Annotated in this window: 17 protein-coding genes; 3 read left to right on the plus strand and 14 right to left on the minus strand. The window is 51.5% G+C overall.

Going from position 1 to position 20,387, the window contains the following annotated elements; genetic code table 11:
- The first annotated feature begins 2 nt into the window (after nt 1–2).
- Nucleotides 3–653 (plus strand): ribulose-phosphate 3-epimerase, encoded by a 651-nt coding sequence (gene rpe, locus BUA40_RS07565; RefSeq protein WP_072800032.1) that lies wholly within the window; start codon nt 3–5, stop codon nt 651–653.
- Here the strand turns inward: rpe and BUA40_RS07570 are convergent.
- From BUA40_RS07570 to BUA40_RS07615, 10 genes are all read right to left on the minus strand, one after another.
- Complete coding sequence (locus tag BUA40_RS07570) at nt 643–2,349, minus strand: DUF4832 domain-containing protein (RefSeq protein WP_072800033.1); 1,707 nt, start codon at nt 2,347–2,349, stop codon at nt 643–645. The genes rpe and BUA40_RS07570 overlap by 11 nt on opposite strands.
- Before the next feature lie 138 nt (nt 2,350–2,487).
- Nucleotides 2,488–4,215, minus strand: a complete 1,728-nt coding sequence (locus BUA40_RS07575; RefSeq protein ID WP_072800034.1) for a glycoside hydrolase family 9 protein — start codon at nt 4,213–4,215, stop codon at nt 2,488–2,490.
- A 73-nt stretch (nt 4,216–4,288) separates the two neighbouring features.
- On the minus strand, nt 4,289–5,656 hold the full coding sequence (locus BUA40_RS07580; RefSeq protein WP_072800035.1) for an FISUMP domain-containing protein: 1,368 nt from the start codon (nt 5,654–5,656) through the stop codon (nt 4,289–4,291).
- Between the two features lie 136 nt (nt 5,657–5,792).
- Complete coding sequence (locus BUA40_RS07585; RefSeq protein ID WP_072800036.1) at nt 5,793–6,236, minus strand: hypothetical protein; 444 nt, start codon at nt 6,234–6,236, stop codon at nt 5,793–5,795.
- A gap of 23 nt (nt 6,237–6,259) precedes the next feature.
- A complete protein-coding gene (locus BUA40_RS07590; RefSeq protein WP_072800037.1) occupies nt 6,260–7,264 on the minus strand; it encodes an N-acetylmuramoyl-L-alanine amidase in 1,005 nt (334 codons plus the stop codon).
- Between the two features lie 179 nt (nt 7,265–7,443).
- Entirely contained in the window at nt 7,444–8,256 is an 813-nt protein-coding gene (locus BUA40_RS07595; protein ID WP_072800038.1) for an ABC transporter ATP-binding protein, read from the minus strand.
- The gene (locus tag BUA40_RS07600) at nt 8,246–9,244 is read right to left on the minus strand and encodes an ABC transporter ATP-binding protein (protein ID WP_072800039.1); all 999 of its coding nucleotides are present in this window, start codon (nt 9,242–9,244) and stop codon (nt 8,246–8,248) included. Before BUA40_RS07600 ends, BUA40_RS07595 begins: the two co-directional genes overlap by 11 nt.
- Nucleotides 9,245–9,255: 11 nt before the next feature.
- Nucleotides 9,256–10,101, minus strand: a complete 846-nt coding sequence (locus BUA40_RS07605; RefSeq protein ID WP_072800040.1) for an ABC transporter permease — start codon at nt 10,099–10,101, stop codon at nt 9,256–9,258.
- 2 nt (nt 10,102–10,103) lie between these two features.
- Nucleotides 10,104–11,480, minus strand: a complete 1,377-nt coding sequence (locus BUA40_RS07610; RefSeq protein ID WP_072800041.1) for an ABC transporter permease — start codon at nt 11,478–11,480, stop codon at nt 10,104–10,106.
- Between the two features lie 17 nt (nt 11,481–11,497).
- Entirely contained in the window at nt 11,498–13,321 is a 1,824-nt protein-coding gene (locus BUA40_RS07615) for an ABC transporter substrate-binding protein (RefSeq protein ID WP_072800042.1), read from the minus strand.
- A 377-nt stretch (nt 13,322–13,698) separates the two neighbouring features.
- Between BUA40_RS07615 and BUA40_RS07620 the strand changes: the two genes are divergently transcribed.
- Together BUA40_RS07620 and leuS are read left to right on the plus strand one after the other, a co-directional pair.
- Entirely contained in the window at nt 13,699–14,976 is a 1,278-nt protein-coding gene (locus BUA40_RS07620; RefSeq protein ID WP_072800043.1) for an O-acetylhomoserine aminocarboxypropyltransferase/cysteine synthase family protein, read from the plus strand.
- A 434-nt stretch (nt 14,977–15,410) separates the two neighbouring features.
- A complete protein-coding gene (gene leuS / locus BUA40_RS07625; protein ID WP_072800044.1) occupies nt 15,411–18,098 on the plus strand; it encodes a leucine--tRNA ligase in 2,688 nt (895 codons plus the stop codon).
- Between the two features lie 156 nt (nt 18,099–18,254).
- Here leuS and BUA40_RS07630 read toward each other — a convergent pair whose 3' ends face one another.
- From BUA40_RS07630 to BUA40_RS07645, 4 genes are read right to left on the minus strand one after another with little or no spacing between them, the layout of a single operon-like run.
- The gene (locus tag BUA40_RS07630) at nt 18,255–18,806 is read right to left on the minus strand and encodes an RNA 2'-phosphotransferase (RefSeq protein ID WP_072800045.1); all 552 of its coding nucleotides are present in this window, start codon (nt 18,804–18,806) and stop codon (nt 18,255–18,257) included.
- A complete protein-coding gene (locus tag BUA40_RS07635) occupies nt 18,797–19,195 on the minus strand; it encodes a hypothetical protein (RefSeq protein ID WP_143149728.1) in 399 nt (132 codons plus the stop codon). The genes BUA40_RS07630 and BUA40_RS07635 overlap by 10 nt, the downstream gene beginning before the upstream one ends.
- Nucleotides 19,192–19,692, minus strand: a complete 501-nt coding sequence (locus tag BUA40_RS07640; RefSeq protein ID WP_072800047.1) for a hypothetical protein — start codon at nt 19,690–19,692, stop codon at nt 19,192–19,194. Before BUA40_RS07640 ends, BUA40_RS07635 begins: the two co-directional genes overlap by 4 nt.
- Nucleotides 19,685–20,365: a DUF4417 domain-containing protein gene (locus BUA40_RS07645; RefSeq protein ID WP_072800048.1), complete on the minus strand. Its 681-nt coding sequence runs from the start codon at nt 20,363–20,365 to the stop codon at nt 19,685–19,687. The genes BUA40_RS07640 and BUA40_RS07645 overlap by 8 nt, the downstream gene beginning before the upstream one ends.
- Between the last annotated feature and the right edge of the window lie 22 nt (nt 20,366–20,387).

A 20,387-nucleotide genomic window follows, 5' to 3' on the forward strand; every position in this document is an offset into this window, starting at 1 on the left:
TTATGCTCAAGCAAATCATCGCCCCTAGCGTTTTAAACGCAAACTTCCTCGAACTCGGCAACGGCCTCAAGGCTATCGAAAACGGTGGCGCAGGCCTTGTTCACCTCGACATCATGGACGGACACTTTGTCCCAAACATCAGCTTCGGCCCGGGAATCTCCGCCTGCGTGGGCAAGGGAACCAAGCTCCCGCTCGATTGCCACTTGATGATCGAAAACCCCGAAAACTACGTGGGTGAATTTGCAAAGGCTGGCGCAAGCCTGATCAGCGTGCACGCCGAAACTACAAATCACCTCGACCGTCTGCTGCACCAGATTAAGGAACTCGGCGTGAAGCCCGCTGTGGCCATTAACCCGGCAACTCCGCTCGAAAGCATCAAGTACGTGCTCGATATCGTAGACATGGTTTTGGTGATGTCGGTGAACCCTGGCTTTGGCGGCCAGAGCCTGATTCCTTACTGCCTCGACAAGATTCGCGAACTGCGTCAGATGAAGCCGGAATTGGATATCCAGATTGATGGCGGCGTGAAGCTTGATAACATTCTCGCCTGCAAGGAAGCCGGCGCAAACGTATTCGTCGTCGGTTCCGCGATTTTCGGCAAGCCCGATCCGGAAGCCGTTTGCCGCGAATTCGTGAAGCTCGTTAACGGCTAGTCGCACCATTGGCGCGGTAGCGTTTTTCGCCATCGCGGATAATCGCATTGTGGCGCTCCCTCTGAACGAAGGGGGCGTTCTTCTTTTGTACCGCAGCTGGGAGGGCGCGCGGAATCGATGATTTGACATTTTCGTCATAGTAGATTTTGCCCAAATAGGCGGCAGGCTGCTCGTCGCCACATGTTCCGCCACCCACACGCTTACTGTTGGCAAATTGAACCTCGCCCACCTTCAAGAACACTTGGTAACGTCCTTTGCCTCGTATATTTAATTTGGTCAAAATTTCAATTTCGTTATTTCCGTCGAACGTCATCACAGTATCGCCACCTGCAATCGATATAGTTCGGCTATGGATATCACGGGAATCAATGTCCGGCAGGTCGTAATAAGTCGGCATAGGGCACTCCAACAAACCGGTACCTTCCAGGTCTGTTAAAATGGCAAGCCTCACCGGTGCATTCCATGTCAAATTGCCAAAGCCCACATTCTGAATGCGGAGTTTCGCGCGTAAAATTCCGTCGTCTCCCACCGTATCGCTCAGCCACGATTCGCGCAGCACGAAGCGGTAGCCCAGGTGGTCGTTGACGTACTTGAAACCTGTCAACGAATCTATTTTCGAACCATCATATTCAAAATCTTTCCCTTCAAACTGCGATTTTTTCCAGCTATCAATTAAGTTGTTGTTCCACTGAATATTCAGGTAACTTGTATGTGTGCGAAAGCCTTCGTACGCCAAGAACTCCGGCGTATTGATAACTTGATAGCCGTTCGCTGTCGTGAGAGCCTCACCACCGTAAGGTGTGTTGATGCCGAACTTCTCAAGCCAAGCCACACCTTCTTCGCGGCAAATGGAAGTCTTGCAATCTGCGCCCCAGGTGCCGTAATCGTACTGCGTTCCCAGATAGCCGTCGTTGAACATTCCCACGCGGTACATGGTGTCGCCTTTTGCCTTTGCAATTTCTTTGAATTTATCGCCGTCGATATTAAAATCAACACCCCAGTTGTCAAAGCCTAAGACCTTCGCCGAATAGTTTCCCGTGCGGGTAAGAATCTTAAGTTCCGGCGGCGTATTGCGAAGCATCAGGTTCACTGCCTCGGCTACGCGGTCGTATGTGATATTCGTATCAGAATGCATTTCACCGTAGGCACCATGCATACCCATCTCGAGAGCGACAATTACATCGGTATTTTTCGAAAGCACCGGTGCAAGCTGCTTCACATGCTTCAGCACCCATTCGTGATCGGGCGTTACGTTGCTGCGACCGTTGTACCACGGGTCGTAACAGATACGCACAATTACAAAACCCTTGTTCGTGCGGATGTTATCAAATGTCGTCTGCAGAACGTTCAGGGCGTCTTCGGTCAGGTCCTGGTTCTTGCCCCAGGTAGTATCCTTCTTGCCGCCGGTCGTATCGATTCCTAGCCAGGCGTGGCTACTGAATTCCGAAATTTCGGCGCGCAAATGCAACAATCTGCTCCAAGGCTTTTCAATCGGCTTGCCGCCCGAGGGCTTGAGATGCAACACCTGCGGCGTATAGAATCCGCGATCATAATTGCCGAGAGTCGCCATCGCATCGGTCGTGTCGATAGACTGTTTCACGAGACCCGCCGCAAAGAGCGATGCTGGCGCAAACAGGAATGCGCCAAGCAGAGCGACTCGCACCGCATTCCGCATCATATCAGAAAACATTCTCATAAACTCCCCCAATAAAAAAAAGGATATAACCTCTAGTTATATCCGTAATATATATTTTAGTAGGAAGTTTGAAGCCGGAAGTTAGAAGTAGAATGCTGTTTTTACAATAAATCCTTCCTACTTCTTACCGTCTACTGCCTACTTGTTATAAATCGCTTCGAGGGCGGCAGCAAGGTAGGCGAGCGGAGCGTTCCAGTTGATGGCCACTTCGTTGGTCGCGTAGCTGCAGCGGTTATCGATATAGGCGAGTGCCGGCTTATCGGCAGCGGCATAGTTCGGGCACTTCCAATTTTCCTTGCCGTCCAGGTTAATGTCCTGCTTGCCGAGGTGCGGGCCACCTACAAGCATTCCCGGCACCGGATCGTCGACCATGTCGGATTCACTCGGACGGTGGTGCGGGTTGCGTGGGCTCCTGTAACCGAAGCCGGTCACATAAGTCATGTCCTGCGGGTTCTTGCCGAGTAAGTAATCAAGGCACTGCTGCGCACCATCCAAGTAGCTCTTGTCTTTGGTTAGCAGGTAAGCGTGCACCAACACCATGCCGTTGTTTGCCATGGCGCTATTGGAACCCCAGTTCCAGCTCCACGGGAATGCGGGCAGGCGGTAGGCGCTCGTGTCACCTACAGTGCGAAGGTTGTTGGCTTCGGTGAGCACAGTCTTCTTGGCGGCAGCAACAATTTCCTTGTCGAAGTCAGCAGAATCCAGTGCCACGCGGAAAGCGGCGAGCATGTTCACGTTTCCCCACCAGGCGCCATCGGGCGTGAAGAGATTATTCTTCAAGTCATCCTGATAATACTGCTTCTTGGTGGCGCGGAAAAGTTCTGCAGCGGCCCAGCGGAATTCATCCTTGCCATCTTCGCCGTCGTGCATGTAGTTGCCCGTCTGCACATCGGCAGGCTGCTTGTAGAACTGCTGCGGGTGCATCTTGGCCCAAGCGTAAGCTTCTTCGGCGGCCTTGAGCATCTTGTCGGAATAAGCCTTGTCCACGTTCTTGTAGACGACACTTGCCTGAGCCATCACAGCAGCAAAGTCAAGCGTTGCCGTTACGTTCTTGATAATTGCATAGCGGGCGTCCCTGTCGTTTTCAGGGAGAACGCTGCCACCGAACTTAAGCGTTGTCACCTTGTGGTAAACGCCGCCGTCCTTGTCCTGCATGGTGAGCATCCAGTCCAAGTTGTAGCGCACTTCTTCTAAAATCTCAGGGTACTTCGCGAATTCGCGCGGAATGTTCCAGGAGAGCGAATCCAGATACTTCGGGAAGTTTTCGTAAGCTTCGAGCAGCGTAAACACGGTGATGCCGGAATTCACGATGTACTTGCCGTAGTCGCCGGCATCGTACCAGCCACGATCGGACTTGATCACCTGACCGTTACCTTTGCCGCCCGTAGCCTTGTCAGAACCATAAACGATTACGCGATTATCTTTATGGCCTGCAGCGCGGGCCCACTTGCCGGCATACTGCGGTTCCAGCGACATGCTGGCGCGCTGGTAGTAGAACCACTTGAGGCTTGCCTTTACCAAGTCGTTATAGACATTCTTGCCCACGACAATCGGGGTGCCCACATATTCCTTGCCGCGGAAGAGGCGGTAGGTGCCAGGTTTCTTGACTGCAGAAATATCGAAAGTCTGTACTTCTTCGCCGCTGTATTCCCAATCATAGACCATGGGGGCCTTGAGTTTCAAGACAGTCTTTCCGTTAAGGTCACGGACTTCGAGCCCATTGGCATCGCTACCGGGGTAAACGACAATCTTTTCGGCATCGGGGGCGAAACCAAGCTGGTTTACGAGGGGGCCTGCAAAAGCAGACGAAAAAGACACGGCTACAGAAACCGCGCTTGCTAAAATCACGTTTTTAGAGAATCTCATACCTAGAATATACCTAAAAAACCCCTGAGAGGGTTACTCCCAGGGGCGAAATTTCGTTTTCAGCAGAAAACACCTATTCAGCGTCTTTTACGCAGCGAACCGAAGCGCCCCAACCCTTGGGGAACTCGTCAATTTCTACATGACTGTCCGTGATTTCAAGTGATGTTGCATTTGCATCGGCACGCCAGTTGCTATTGTCCGCAGCCCAGAAATTGATGTTTTCACCATCGTACTGAAGTTTGCCATCATAACCATTGTAATATCCGGTCAGAACAACAGAGAGACCGAACAAGTCTTTTCCGCCCGCTGTGACAGACAGGTAATTTTCCTGTTCTTCGCCCACAATTTCGACTAGAGATTCAAGATCGGCCTTGCTCGGCAAGCGCCACCCATCGGGGCAAACGCCCTGGATATTTTCGCTAATGTCACACTTTTCGCTCGTGCCGCAGTACAGAGTATCGTTCACCTGAGGCCCATCGATTGCATCTACCCATTCATAGAAATATTCGCCATCGATAATTTTTCTTGAGTATTCTTCGTACTTGAGGTTTTCGGCCATCCAGACAAGCTTCCCGATAGTTACGGTCTTGTATTCCTTGTTGTCGCGCTTATCGGTCAATGTGCCGTATTCGACAACCGGGACGAGCAGCGTGTCGCAGGTTTGTTCCGCATCTGCACCGGCCTCGTTGCCACCCACACTTTCGCAAGTGCTCTTGGCCGCACTGAATGCCATTTCGGCATACACGGCTTTTGACATATTGTGGGCAACTACTTTTTCGTTAGAACCGTTGACACCCTTTGTGGAGACGACCAAGTCGTCGTCAGCATTCACGGAATAGGTGTATTCTACGGCGTCGCCAAAAGCATCTTTGCCTACAAAATGCCAGGTGCTCACGTCGTTCTTGTCCATTGCGTCGCAGGCGCCTGCGGTAGCTGTAGCAGAGCAGACGACTTTCTGCTCGTACTTGAGGCCGTCGGAGCTGCTAGATTCTTCGGGAGTGGACGAGGAACTGAGATCTTCGACTTCGTTATTAGCAGAAGATCTGGATTCGTCGCCTTGAGTGGTTACAGAAGAACTTGAGTTAACTGCGTCTTCTTCCGCCGAACTGGAAGAAATCGGATTGTCGTAGCCCGGCACATAGTCGATGCCGCAGTCCATTTTGTGAATCAGGCTGCCAAAGGTCCAGCTCCCATTGCCGTCGCAAAAGGCATAGCCCATGTCCAACAGGAACGTGCCCTTGCACTTGAGCGAGCTGTTGCAATTGTATTGCATTTGCAAGTCGTTGAAAGACGCGACTGTATCCGGAAGGGTTCCTGACTTTGTATTCGTCGGATTGTCAGTGACATTTGCATTTGATGTGGAATCGTTGCCGCAGCCAGTAAAAACTGCCGTGGCGATACAACATGCGGCAAATAAACTATTGCCAATAAGTCCCTTCATTTTTCCTCCTTTAAAGTGAATTATATAGGCTGCCCAATTATAACAAATTATTTTACTGACTTTAACAAGTGAAAAATAATGCATAAAGAAAACCCGACTCCATGCGGAGTCGGGACTTTCTAAATGGAAATCAGCGTTACTTTTCTTTCTTGTCGTCACCGCCGACAGAAACGGTCGTGTCGCCCTTGGCAATGGAAATACCCTTCTTGAGGGCGATTGCCGTGATAGCGATAATCAGAACAATCAGGACGGCGCAGCCACTCGGCGAAGCAAGGGCGGCGACAGCAGACTGCTGCTTGACGGCTTCCTGCAATTCGGTCTGCAGTCTGGCCACTTCGTTATTCAGCGAATCGTTTGCGCCCTGCAGATGCTGCAAGTTCACCTTCAATTCGCCGACCTGGGCCGTGCAAATCTCCAGGTCCTTTGAGAGCGTCAAAGAATCCTTCTGCAAGTCCAAGATAGCCTTGTTCACGCTATCCCTGTGCTGCTTGAATTTCTTCATCAGCTCCATCTTGTTGAGCTTGGCGTTTGCATTGTCGGTAGAATCCGGTGTTGCCGGTGCTTGGGTTTCTGTAGCCATGTTTTCTTCTTCCTATTTGGGGGTTAATGCTTTTTTCCGCCGAGCAATTGGATGACCAGGGAAATGATGCTTTCCAGGAGCGAAGGCGCCTTTACCGGGGTGGTTTTGGGCTTGCTCACTTGTGCTTTTGCGGCGGGTTTAACTTCTGGGGCCTTCTTGGCTTCTACCTTCGGGGTTTCAGCAGGCTTGATTGCTTCAGCGGGCTTTTCCTGAACGGGCTCGGCCACCTTTGTGGCTTCCGAGGGCGCGGCCGTCTTGACGGCGTCGGCCTTGGCTTCTTCTACTTGCGGAAGTACATCGGAGCATGCCGAGATGAGGGACTTTAGCGAGGGACCGAAGGGCCAGTCGAATTTATCCTTGCGTACGTTCGTATGGTAGAAAACGCCCTTGAAGGCGACAGCCTCTGCGTTATTTGCGAAGGGGGCGTCGTCGGCCTTAAAGTTCATGGGAATGTCGTGCTTTTTGCCGAGATACTTGATGAGGGCTGCCGTCGCAGAAATCTGAACGTCTGTCATGGAGGCAAAATAATCGTAGCCCCTGTAGTTCAACTTATCGTAGAACTGGGTCTCGGACACCTTGCAGTACTCGTTCTTGTAGGCGTCTATGAGGTTTTCGCCGGAAAGCTTCAAGGGGCCGTAATTGGAAATCTCGATGCCGATAGACTGCTTCGACATGACTCCGTTTCCGCCGACGGCGCCGCTACCCAAGTGGTAGCTCCATTCGGTATCGGGGAACATCTCATAAATTCTTCCAGTGCGGTCTACCACGTAGGATACCGAGACGCAGTTGTCCTTTGTCGAGAGGGCGGTCGTATCTGATTTGATGTAGCCGACCGTAAAATGCAGACAAATGCTTTTCTTGGTCGTCTTGACCTTGTAATAATAAGAATCGAAATCCGGACGGATGGAGTAAATCTTTATCCCATGGCCAATATCGGTCGTCTGGGTCAACTTGTACTTGACCCCTGCGGAGTTGGTCAGGTTGGAGAAAAATTCGTCTTCGCGCTTTTGGATGGTCTCCGGTCTCATAAACCCCTTCTTTTTTATTACAAGGTAAAATAATTCTCTTTTGTATGCAACTCTACGTTCAAAATAAACGATAATTTTCAGTACAAAATTGAAAATGTATCAAAAAGGAAACCCGGCTCCTTGGGGGAGTCGGGTTTTCAAAGATTGCTTCGTCGCCTTACGGCGCCTCGCAACGGTGTTTAGCCTTTCTTGGAACGATGGCTGTTCTTAATCCATTCGGTCTTGTGGACTTCCGGGATATCGTCGAGCAGCTTGAGCGTGTGCGGTTCGGTTGTGTTGTCGAGCACTTCAGCAGGAGTACCCTGGTTCACGATCTTACCGTCGTGCATGATGAAGATACGGTCAGAAACGTAGTTTGCAAGACCGATATCGTGGGTCACGAACACCACGGTCATCTTCAGCTCGTCTTTCAACTTGCGGAGGTAATCGAGGATGTTTGCACGCACGCAGGCGTCCACCATGGAGGTGGCTTCGTCAGCGATCAAGACCTTCGGACGGAGCGCGAAGATACGGGCCAAGAGCATACGCTGCATCTGACCACCGGAAAGTTCGAATGGGTACTTGCCTTCGATATCTTCGGGCTTCACGTTCACAGCCATCAGGCCTTCGTCCACGCGGCGGCGGACTTCTTCCTTGGAAGGCTTGTCCTTGAGGATGTTCAGGGCGTCTTCCAGCTGGCTACGAATCGTAAAGAACTGGTTGAAGCAGCCGAACGGATCCTGGAACACGGACTGCACTTCGTTCCAGTGAGCCTTCAGGTTCTTGATGGGCTTGTCGCGATACAGGAACTGGCCGCGAGTCGGCTTGTAAAGACCGAGCATGATCTTTGCGAGCACGGACTTACCGCAACCCGAACCACCCACGATGGAGATGAATTCTTCGTCGTAAATGTCGAAGGACACATCCTTCACGGCGGTCTTCAGGGTCTTACCGGCACCAAAGTCCTTGCTGATGCGCTTAGCGGAAAATACAACGGGTTTATCAGACAGCATAATCGCACCTCACTTGACGGTCGCCTACAATGCGGATGTTCTGGGTATTCTTCTTGCAGTCGGGGCATGCCTTCTTGCAACGGGGTGCAAAGCGGCAACCCACGATCTTGTTCTTGAGGCTCGGAGGTGCACCTTCGATAGCCACCGGATGACGGGTACGCTGGGAAGCTTCGGTAGAAAGCATAGCGCCCATCAGAGCCTGCGTATAGGGGTGACGCGGGTCCTTAACGACCTGGTCAGCCGTACCGTATTCCACGATTTCGCCGGCGTACATGATGGCGATATTGTCAGCCACGTGGTACAGGAGCGGAAGTTCGTGGGTAATGAAGATCATGGTAGAGAAGATGCCCTTGTCGAGCAAGTCAAAGATCATCTTGATCACTTCTTTCTGGGTAGAAACGTCCAGAGCGGAAGTCGGTTCGTCAGCGATCACCATCTGCGGGTTGAGCAAGGTGGAAATACCGATCACGGAACGCTGGCGTTCACCGGCGGTGAGCTGAATCGGATAAGAGTTCAGCACGCGCTTGGTGTCCATACCGAACAAGTCGAAACGTTCGCAAAGACGGTCGTAAATTTCCTTGCTGTCGAGCTTCTTGCCCGGCTGCTGGTGAGCAGCGATCACGTCGGCTGCGATGTCCTTGATTTTACGAACCGGGTTCAAGGCGTTGAATGCACCCTGCGGGATCATGGAAACCTGCTGGGCGAGCACGTTGGCGCGCACGTCTTCGAGCTTGCGGTGCATCAGGGATTCCATGTGGTCGCCCACGCGCACACGTACGTCACCCTTTTCAGGATAAAGCGGCGGAATGCACATGCCCATAAGGCCAGACACCAAGGTGGACTTACCACAACCAGATTCACCTGCGATACCGAGGATTTCACCCTTCTTCATGGAGAAGGACACATCCGTCACGGCATGAGTCTTGTCGCCGAAACGGCCAAGGTAATAGAGGCCGAGATTTTCTACTTCAAATACATTTTCAGACATTTCGTTACCTCTTATTTGCGCAGACGCGGGTTAAAGACGCCTTCCATAGAAGTATTGATGAGGTAAAGGGCAAACACCGTAAGGGTCACCACGAGGGTTGCCGGAATGAAGGCAATCCAGATGGAGTCGGCCAGAGCGCCGTTGTCCTTTGCCTGGTTCAAGATGATACCGAGGCTAGTCGTATCGACAGGGCCAAGGCCGATCATGGAGATAGAAGCTTCGGAAAGAATACCCGAACCCACCTGCATGATGAACACCATGAACACGTAAGAGAGCAAGTACGGAAGCACATGCTTGATCACGATCGTGAGCGTGGATGCACCGTTGATGCGAGCGAGAGCGATGTGGTCGCGGCTACGCAGAGAAGATGCCTGGGCACGCACTGCACGAGCAGACCAGCTCCATGCGGTAAGACCGATGATGAGACCGATCAAGGTGAGGGAACGACCGTCCTTCACGGCAGAGCTGATGAGCACGAGGATCACGAACTGCGGAATCACGATGAAGAGGTTCGTGAACATGTTCAGAACTTCGTCAATCCATCCGCCGCGGAAACCGCCGAACAGACCGATAAGCACACCGATCGTGGTAGCGATGATACCGGCCACAAAGCCCACATAGAGAGAGCTGCGGAGACCAGCGATCAAGAGCGATACATAGTCACGGCCGAGGTGGTCAGTACCGAGCAAGTGTTCAGAAGAAGAACCTGCATACGGACCAGCGAGAATGTCACGGGCGTGAGTATCGACGCTGTAGAAGAGAGGTCCAAAAAGCGCGATCAGGAGCGTGAGCACGAAGATCGAGATACCGATGACGAACATCGGGGACTTGAGAAGGTTTCTTAAGAGTTTCAACATAATTACTTACCTCCCATTTGGAGACCGGCCTTCACGCGCGGATCGAACACGGCGATGAGCACGTCAACGGCGTAGTTGGCGACGAGCACGCAGGTCGAAATCATGAGGGTACAACCCTGAATCGTTGCGTAGTCGTTCTTCTGGATGGCGTTGAGCATTGCCATACCGAGGCCCGGATAAGAGAAGATCATTTCGGTAATGAGTGCGCCACCCACCATGGCACCGAGGCTCTGGGCAAGACCGGTGAGCTGCGGGAGCATTGCGTTACGGAACACGTAGCTGATGATCTTGCCTTCGCGAAGACCGAGCCACTTGGCGTACTTCATGTAGTCAGTACCGAGTTCATAAATCGACATGGAGCGCATACCCGTTGCCTGACCCGAAAGAAGAATCGGGAAGCAGCTGAAGAACGGGAGGATGTAGTACCAAGCGACGCTCTTGATGCAGGTCCAGGAGAAGGTGAGTTCCGGGATGTCGGAACTGTAAGCACCCATGGCCGGGAACCAGCCGAGCGTAATGGAGAACATTGCCACCAGGAGCATACCGAACACGAAGTATGGCACACCGTTCAGGAACATGGCGCAGGGGAAGAACACCTTGTCGAAGATGCCACGCTTGTAAGCAGCGAAGGCACCGAGCAAGTTACCAATGATCCAGCCGAGCAAAATGGTCGGAGCCTGGATGAGGAGCGTCCACGGGAGGGACTTCTTGATCACGTTGGTCACCGGTTCGTTGTTCTGGTAAGAGAGACCGAGGTCACCCTTGAACACGTTGGCAATGTAACGGAGGAACTGGGAGAATGCGGAAGAAAGCTTCGGGTCGGTCTTGAGGACGACTTCGTCAACCATCACGGTGTCCTGGCGTTCGGCCTGAACCTGTTCCATCACGGCAACCTGTTCGACCTTAGCGACTTTCTTCTTGCCCTTCTTTTCCATGACCGGCTTACCCTTGGCATCGAGAACCGGCTTTTCTTCGAAGACCGGCTTGCCTTCGGCGTCAACCTTCTGGCGTTCCACCATCTTCGGGGTACCGTCTTCGTTGACTTCCTTCACGGTCACGAGTACCGGATTGCCAGCGTCGTCGAGCTTGGCGACCTTGCGGGTAACCATCTGACCATTTTCGTCGACTTCCGGTTCATAAATCACGTTGCCCTGATCGTCGAGTTCGGCCATACCGAAGGACACCAGGAGTTCGGCTTTCTTCTTCTGAGCTTCAGTCGGAGAAAGACCCTTACCGGCCTGACCCATGATAATGTCGACCGGGTTATTATCGCCAAGACGCGGCAAGGCGAAGTTCAATGCCACTGCAAAAACGAAGGTCAGGAGATACCAGAACCCCTTCTGCAGGACATAGCGTAGCATAGGATATTGTTTAAGCATTTGTATTCCTTTAACCTTTATTTAGCAAGCTTTAAGTTCCAGAGGATCTTGGTGCCCGAAGCCACCCACGGTAGCTGAGCCGGAGCGTACGGGTTTTCGGCGGTGGGCCAGTTCGTCCACACGCGATCGCTGAATTCGTAGAACTGTTCAGGCAGGTAAACCAGCGGAATAGAGGGCTGGTCTTCCATGAAGATCTTGTTGAGTTCGCGGTAAGCCTTTGCGATTTCCACGGAGTCCGTCATCAGAGGGATAGCGGAAAGGAGCTGGTCCACTTCGGGGCGGAAGCCTTCGGTACCCGGCTGGTTGTAACGGCCGATGTTCACGCCGGCCCAAGCGCCGAGCGGCTGCCAGTCGCGGCTTGCCATGATTTCGTTGAAGCGGCTCCACGGAAGAGACGGGGTAACGTCAGCAACCGGCTTGTGCATCACGAGGTCAAAGTTGCCAAGACCCATAGCCGGCCAGTAAGAACCGCCGTCCACGAAGCCTTCGCGAATATCGATACCGGCCTTGCGCATACCTTCGACAGCGATAGTCACCATGGCTTCCCAGTCAGTCCAGCCGTTCGGGCTAGTGATGTAGAGAGTCGGGAGACGCTCGCCCTTGGCATTTTCCATGTGGTCCAGGGTGCCGTCGTCGTTGAACACGGACTTGAAGCCAGCTTCGGAAAGAATCTGCTTCACGGCGGCGAGGCGTTCGGCTTCGTCGCTGATGCCGAGGTTCACGCCATACTTGTCGAGGTCTTCGTCGACAATGTACTTGCCTTCGAGGTCCGTCGGCATGATGAGGCCGGCCTTCAGGGTAGAGGTGTAGTTAGATACAGCGAACTGACGCAGAGCGTTGTAGTCGATAGCCGTAGCGAGGGCGCGACGGAAACGCTTGTCGTTCAGAGGTTCCTTAAGGGTGTTGATCACGAGCATCGGCATTGCACCCGGGCGGAAATAAGGCGGTTCGTTCCACCAGGTGTGGACGCCGGCCGAAGCCTTACGGGCAATACGCGGAATGAAGCTCTGGGAGGCATCGAGGTTGCCTTCACGCATAGCAATCGTGTTGTGTTCGTTGTTCTTGTAAATCGGGTGAACAATGAACTTCGGAGCCGGGAGCTGACCGTCGTGGAGGGCGGCGTTGCCCCAGTAGTCGTCGCGGCGTTCAAGAATAATCTTGTTCGGGTCGGCGCTACGCAGGTTATACGGACCGGAAACGACCGGGTTCTGATCCATCGGGAGCTTCTTCGTTTCGTCGAGGCCCTTTTCCTTGATCAGCGGTTCAAACACGTGAGACGGAGCGATACGCGTTGCCTGCAACATGTCGCGCACGGTCAACGGGTTGTTACGCTTGTCTTTTGCAACCATGAACGAAAGGCGTTCGAATGCACCTTCTTCGCCCTTCTTCAGGGTGTCGATATGGATTGCAGAAATCTGTTCGGTAGAGTTGATGGAGCCACGCAGGAACATGAAGGTCACGTCCACGGAGGTCACCGGCTTGCCATCGCTCCACTTGGCGGCGGGGTTCAGGTCCACAACGATAGAGTCGTTATTGGAGAGTTCCTCGACCAAGGTACCCAGAAGGGGTTCGATCTTACCGTTCAAGGAGTTGTACGTGATGAGCGGTTCGTACATCAGGTTGAAACGTCCGCCCACCGGCCAGGAAGCCATCCAGCTTTCGGCAAGCGGGTTAAAGGAACCCGGAGCGTCGTTCTGCTGGCCCGACAAGTACAGCGTCTGTTGACGGGGAAGCGCTCCACCCAGATCACCTTCCGAAGAAGCGTCGCCGCAACCCGAAAGGAGTGCACCGGATGCCGAGAGCGCGAGCGCCGTCCTGGCAATCGATTTAAGTCCAATCATGTGTGTCCTCTTTTTATAGCTAAAAAAAGCTTAGTGTGAAAAAATTCAATCGTAATATAGATTTAAAAAAAATGATTGTTCTGAGCTTTTCAGAAAATAGTGTTTACAAATCGCGATAGGTCATAGGATTAGCGAACGAATGATTACAGAAATTTACAGACAAAGCGTTTACTTTGTCTACACTGGAGAAAAACGCCTCCAAAAAAGAGTTATAGTTTTTATCTATAGATAGATATCGGAATTATATATGCGGGTATTTGCATAAACGCATTGCCAAGTGATAGCGTTTTTCTATATTTAACTATATATAAAATATGTTAGTCGTCGTAAAATAGGCTGCTATCTATATTTAAAAGAGTTTTTAACAAGAGGCTAAAATGTCTAAAATCGAAACCTTATGCATCCAGGGCGGTTGGCAGCCGAAAAACGGCGAACCGCGCGTGCTCCCCATCTACCAGAGCACCACTTTCAAGTACGAAACCACCAACGATATGGCCGACTTGTTCGACCTGAAGGCTTCGGGCTACTTCTATACCCGTCTGCAGAACCCGACCAACGACGCTGTCGCTAATAAGATTGCCGCTCTCGAAGGCGGTGTCGCAGCCATGCTCACAAGCTCCGGTCAGGCTGCCAACTTCTACGCCGTCTTCAATATCTGCGAATCCGGCGACCACTTTATCAGCACTTCCGCTATTTACGGCGGTACGAGCAACCTCTTCAGCGTTACCATGAAGAAGCTCGGTATCGAATGCACGTTCGTGGACCAGGATGCCAGCGACGAAGAAATCGAAAAGGCTTTCCGCCCGAACACCAAGTGCGTTTTCGGCGAAACCGTAGCAAACCCGGCTGGTAAGGTGCTTGACCTCAAGCGCTTTGCTGACCTTGCTCACAAGCACGGTGTTCCGATGATTGTCGACAACACCTTCCCGACCCCGATTCTCTGCCGTCCGATCGAATTTGGCGTGGACATCGTGACGCATTCTACCACTAAGTACATGGACGGCCACGCTATGGCAGTCGGTGGTTGCATTGTGGATAGCGGCAACTTCGACTGGGAAGCAAACCACGACCGTTTCAAGGGCCTTACCGAACCGGATCCGAGCTATCACGGTCTCGCTTACACGAAGGCTTTCGGCAAGGGTGCTTTCATTACGAAGGCTACCGCTCAGCTCATGCGCGATTTTGGCTCCATTCAGTCGCCGCAGAACGCTTTCCTCCTGAACGTGGGTCTTGAAACCTTGCACCTCCGCATGCCGCGCCACTGCGAAAACGCTCTCGCTTGCGCCAAGTTCCTCAAGAATCACCCGAAGGTTGCTTGGGTTAACTACGCTGGCCTCGAAGGCGACAAGTACTACGAACTTGCCCAGAAGCAGTTCAAGGGTGGCCTCCCGTGCGGCGTGCTTACGTTCGGCATCAAGGGTGGTCGTGAAAAGTCTATCCAGTTCATGGATAGCCTCAAGATGATTTGCATCGTGACTCACGTGGCTGACGCTCGTAGCTGCGTGCTGCATCCGGCAAGCCACACTCACCGTCAGCTTAGCGATGAACAGTTGATTGAAGCTGGTGTTGCACCTGATTTGATCCGTTTCAGCGTCGGTATCGAAAATGTTGAAGACATTATTGCCGACCTCACGCAGGCTCTCGACAAAGTGTAATTGCTGATTTTAGCGAAAAAAGTCCCTAGCGATGCCGGGGACTTTTTGTTTTTATTTTGTGGATTTATTATAAAATAACGATTTTTGAGCGATATTCCGCAATTTGTGTTTTATGTGTAATTAGCGTGCAAATTTAATTTGTGCGAAAATGGGAAAAAGACTCGAATAAAAACCGAACAAAGTGTAAGTTTTTTGTATAAAATAAATTGGGAGGTACCCCTTGTCAAGGGGTACCCTTTATTGTAACTTTGTTTACAAAGAGAGTTTTGAGGGTTAGGAGTCCATCAAACACCTCGGGGGGTCCTGCTACGCAAGTGGTGGGGCCTCCTTTTTGCTTTAATAAGGCTTGAAAAAGGCCCTTTTGGGGTTTGTGTTCGTGTAAAGGGTGTGTAAGAAATTCTATCTTTACCTCCGAAAATTTAAGGACATAAATAATGGCTAAGTATAATCCGCAAGAAATTGAAACCAAGTGGCAGGCTTATTGGGCTGAACATCAGACCTTCAAGACTGGCACTGACAAGTCTAAGCCCAAGTTCTACTGCCTGGACATGTTCCCGTATCCTAGTGGCGCTGGCCTCCATGTGGGTCACCCCGAAGGTTACACCGCAACGGATATCATTTGCCGCTACAAGCGCTCCAAGGGTTTCAACGTCTTGCACCCCATGGGTTGGGATGCTTTCGGCCTCCCCGCTGAACAGTATGCAATTCAGACCGGAACACACCCGGCAATCACCACCAAGAAAAACTGCGACAATTTCCGCCGTCAGATCCAGCGCCTTGGTCTTTCTTACGACTGGGAAAAGGAAGTGAACACCACTGACCCGAAGTATTACAAGTGGACCCAGTGGATCTTCAAGCGCCTTTATGGCACCTGGTTCGATGACGAACAGCAGAAGGGCCGCCCCATCGAAGAACTGCCCATCCCCGCCGAAGTGGAAAAGGAAGGCACCAAGGCCGTTCGCCTTTACAAGGATTCCAAGCGCCTTGCTTATTACGCCGACGCTCAGGTCTGGTGGTGCAAGCACTGCAAGATTGTTTGCGCTAACGAAGAAGTTCTGAATGACGGTTCTCATGAAAAGTGCGGCACCAAGGAAGTGGAACGCCGTAACCTGAAGCAGTGGCTCATGCGCATCCCGCATTATGGCGACCGCTTGCTGAAGGGCCTCGATAAGCTGGATTGGCCCCAGGGCGTGAAGGACATGCAGAAGAACTGGATCGGCAAGAGCCAGGGTGCAGAAGTGGATTTTGCCATCGCTGATGCAAACGGCAAGCCCACCGAAAACAAGCTCCGCGTTTATACCACCCGTTGCGACACCCTGTTTGGTGCAACCTACATGGTGGTGGCTCCTGAACACAAGCTGGTTCCGACCCTCACTACCCCGGAACAGAAGGAAGCTGTGGAAGCCTACGTTCACGCTGCCGCCCTCAAGAGCGATCTGGACCGTACCGAACTCGCCAAGGAAAAGACCGGCGTGTTCTCTGGCTCCTACGCCATCAACCCGCTGACCGGCACCAAGATTCCGGTTTGGGTGGCTGACTACGTTTTGACTGGCTACGGCACCGGCGCTATCATGGCTGTGCCCGCCCACGATACCCGCGACTTCGAATTCGCAAAGAAGTTCAACCTGCCTGTTATCTGCATCATGGAACCGGACGCATCCTGCCCGGAAGACGTGAAGCCCCAGGTTCTCGCTGGCGAAGCATGCTGGGCTGCCGACGGCACCTACATCAATAGCCAGAACGACACCCTTTGCCTCAACGGCCTCAACAAGGAAGCTGGCAAGGCTAAGGTGATCGAATGGCTCGAAGCCAACAAGATCGGTAAGGCTACCGTGAACTACAAGCTCCGCGACTGGCTCTTCAGCCGTCAGCGCTACTGGGGTGAACCGTTCCCCATCATCCACTGGGAAGATGGCGAAATCTCTACCGTCGACGATGCAGAACTCCCCGTGCAGCTGCCGGACCTGCAGGACTACAAGCCGGGTGACGGCGGTCAGTCTCCGCTGGCCAACGCAACCGAATGGCTCAACGTTGTAGACAAGAACGGCCGCAAGGGCGTTCGCGAAACCAACACCATGCCGCAGTGGGCTGGTTCCTGCTGGTACTACCTCCGCTATATTGACGCTTGCAACGGCGACGCATTCCTGGCCAAGGAACTTGAAAAGTACTGGATGCCCGTTGACCTGTATGTGGGCGGTGCAGAACACGCTGTGCTCCACTTGCTGTACAGCCGTTTCTGGCACAAGGTCCTCTTCGACCTGGGCCTCGTCTCTACCGACGAACCCTTCCAGAAGCTCTTTAACCAGGGCATGATTCTTGCCTTCGCTTACGAAGACGCAGCCGGCTCCAAGGTTCCCACCGACGAAGTGGAAGAAAAGAACGGCAAGTTCTTCAAGAAGGGTACCGACATCGAACTGAAGCAGATTGTTGCCAAGATGAGTAAGTCCCTGAAGAACGTTGTGAACCCGGACGACGTGGTTCGTGACTACGGTGCAGACAGCCTTCGTTTGTACGAAATGTTCATGGGTCCTCTGGATGCCGTGAAGCCTTGGCAGACCAAGGGCATCGAAGGTATGAACCGCTTCCTGGGCCGCGCATGGCGTTCTGTGGTAGGCGACGACGATGCAGCTCCCGTCTTCGTTGACGAAGCCGCTCCGGAAGAAATCCAGAAGATTATGCACCAGTCCATCATCAAGGTGACCAGCGACATTGAAAACATGAGCTTCAATACCGCTATCAGCCAGCTGATGATCTTCAACAACGAAATGATGAAGATGGACAAGCGCTACCGCGAACCTTGCGAAACCTTCGTAAAGCTCCTGCAGCCCTTTGCACCCCACATCGCCGAAGAAATGTGGAGCATCCTGGGTCATGAAGGTTCCCTCACCAACGTGGCTTGGCCTGAAGCTGACGCAAGCAAGGCTGTGGAAAACACCGTCGAAGTCGTGTTCCAGGTGAACGGCAAGCTCCGCGCCAAGGCAAATGTCGCCAAGGACATGGACAAGGCTGCTCTCGAAGCCCTCGCCATGGCTAACGAACGCGTTCAAGAGTTTACTGCTGGCAAGACTGTGGTTAAGGTTATCGCCGTGCCGGGTAAGCTGGTGAATATTGTGGTGAAGTAAAGGTTCGGTTGAGGTGGGGGAGGAATCCCCCTCGCTTCAGCCCCTCCCGCCCTTACAATCAAGCCCGCTTCGGCGGGCTTTTTCTATGCACCCACCCAGGGGCTTCCGCTACCCCCACTGCGGGCGCTCATACGCCGCGCCCGCAACGCCCCGGCTTTATCGCAATATTGTTAAAGTATCTGCTGGAATAAAATCGCACAACCATACTCTTTCATTCCCAATGTAAAAATGTACGCCTGCATCTTCAGCTTTCACCGTATCAATTTGTAAAATAATAGGTGTGGAATCCCGTCTCTTACCAACTTGCGTAGCCATGTCTGTGTCTATGGAAAGATGGACATATTGACGACGCATTGGTTTGAGACCTTCATTAAGGATAGATTTCAGGGCCCTGTGTGTCGTTCCGTGATACAGAATTGCTGGTGGAGTTCCTGCGATTTTCTTGATCATTTGAGGAACGGAATGTCCATACAATGCTCTAATCTTGTTAGCAACAATTTCATGACGTTTCTTTTCAGAAATTTTAATGATGTGTTCAAGATCCGTCAAATCAATGTTGCGCTCGTATTTCTCCGATTCGTTTAGGGCGAATAACAATTGTTCAATAGGAACGAAACCTTCGGCGTCCAATTCGAGCTCGTATTCCCAAGGAGCATGGCGCAGTGCGTAGGAAATTTCCTTGGACAGTTCTGTATAGTTTATGGACATTGATTGCCTGCTTTTTCAAGGTCGTTGTCGTAATACCAACAAGTGGACTTACGATTGCCGTAATCAACCATATAGCGGAAACATTCTCGGGCGGAATGATATGTCACGTTGTAAATACGACCAGTTTTGTTTTTTGCATTTATTTTGACAATGTCATTTGTTAAGAAGGATGGTTTTCCGATAACCTTGAAACCATTCGTTTTGATTTCCAGTTCTGCGTATCCAGTAGCTTCGTTTGTTGATTGAATGACAAGAATGTCTTCTCGCTCTTCAATGACGATGAAGTGCCCGTTCCACCATCCACTTGCGTTCCAATCAATGGATTCTCTAAAAGGAGATTGCACATAATCGTGATTCTCGATACGACCATAAGAGTGAATCATGCTCATTTCTTCCTCCATTTGGATTTTCTTGCAAAGACAGAACTTGGTAATGAAGATAGTATTTTTTCTGCCTCTGGAAGTGATTTTTCATTAGGTTTATAGTGGCCACTATCTGTATCTATATTAAATATTTTACCGTTGCGAATGTCTATCATGCCAGCGCATTTTACCTTTGGATTTTTGCCGCCAATAAGCATCGGATGTGGAGATCGAAGAGTTGGATTATCGGGATTCTCTCGTTTCCCGAAAATTAAGTTTCCCTTTTCGTCGACGACATAAGTGTATTTTCCATTTGCTTTTTTTCCATCCATATACACAGCATTTCCTTTTATTGCATCTTTAAGGTTTGTTGCTGTTGGATTCTTTGGATACCCTTTTTCAGGAATGAGAATGCCGTCCTTTATGTCTTTCTCCTTCATGTTTGCCATAACGCTGTATTTTGAAGCGAAAGGCTGGGATGCGCCTCGCGTTCCGCTGTAGAGTCCGCTTACACTGCTACCCATTTTTGCCTCCTTTCTTGCGAGTAATCCAATCAGGATATTGATGAAATTCTGCATATTTCAGGTAGTGTTCAAATACCTTGTTTGGCATTGCTCCGTGAACAAGAACGATTCTGGGTGTGAGTGTTTGCAGGCATTCATGCAACCCGGCTTCGAAATGATATTTGTCACCTTTAGACTTGATACAGCCATAGGTGCTGATGACGATAATGCTGTCCTTTGGAACTCCGGCAAATGCGATTGCTTCGGGTAGCTTACAATTGGTGTAGGTTTCTTCGTTACCCCATCGAACAAACGGATAAACATTTAGGCCGCGGGACTGGAAATAGTGACCAATGATTCTATTGCGAACCACATTCAGTAATTGTGCGTAGAGAGGCGCGTCTCTATACAATGAACAGTCTGGTGGGAGGACCACGGGAAACTGCCGGAATTCGTTAATGTATTTTTCCGGATCGCGAATTACATCTGCAAACTTGATGTCGTTTTCAAAGAAACCTAGAGCTTCTTTATTTGTAGGCTTTTCATTTCGTCGACTGAAGGGGGTGATTCCGTTTGGGATGATGATAGATTTGGGCTTGTCAAGTGCCGGAACTTCGAATAGCCCATCAAAACGGGCATTTTTTACCAGTTCCGGATTGAAACCGTCGTCTATGGTGGCTTTGTAAAATTTCATAGAAATCTCCTATTACGTAGTT

Source organism: Fibrobacter sp. UWT2, from assembly GCF_900142545.1.
Taxonomy (GTDB): Bacteria; Fibrobacterota; Fibrobacteria; order Fibrobacterales; family Fibrobacteraceae; genus Fibrobacter.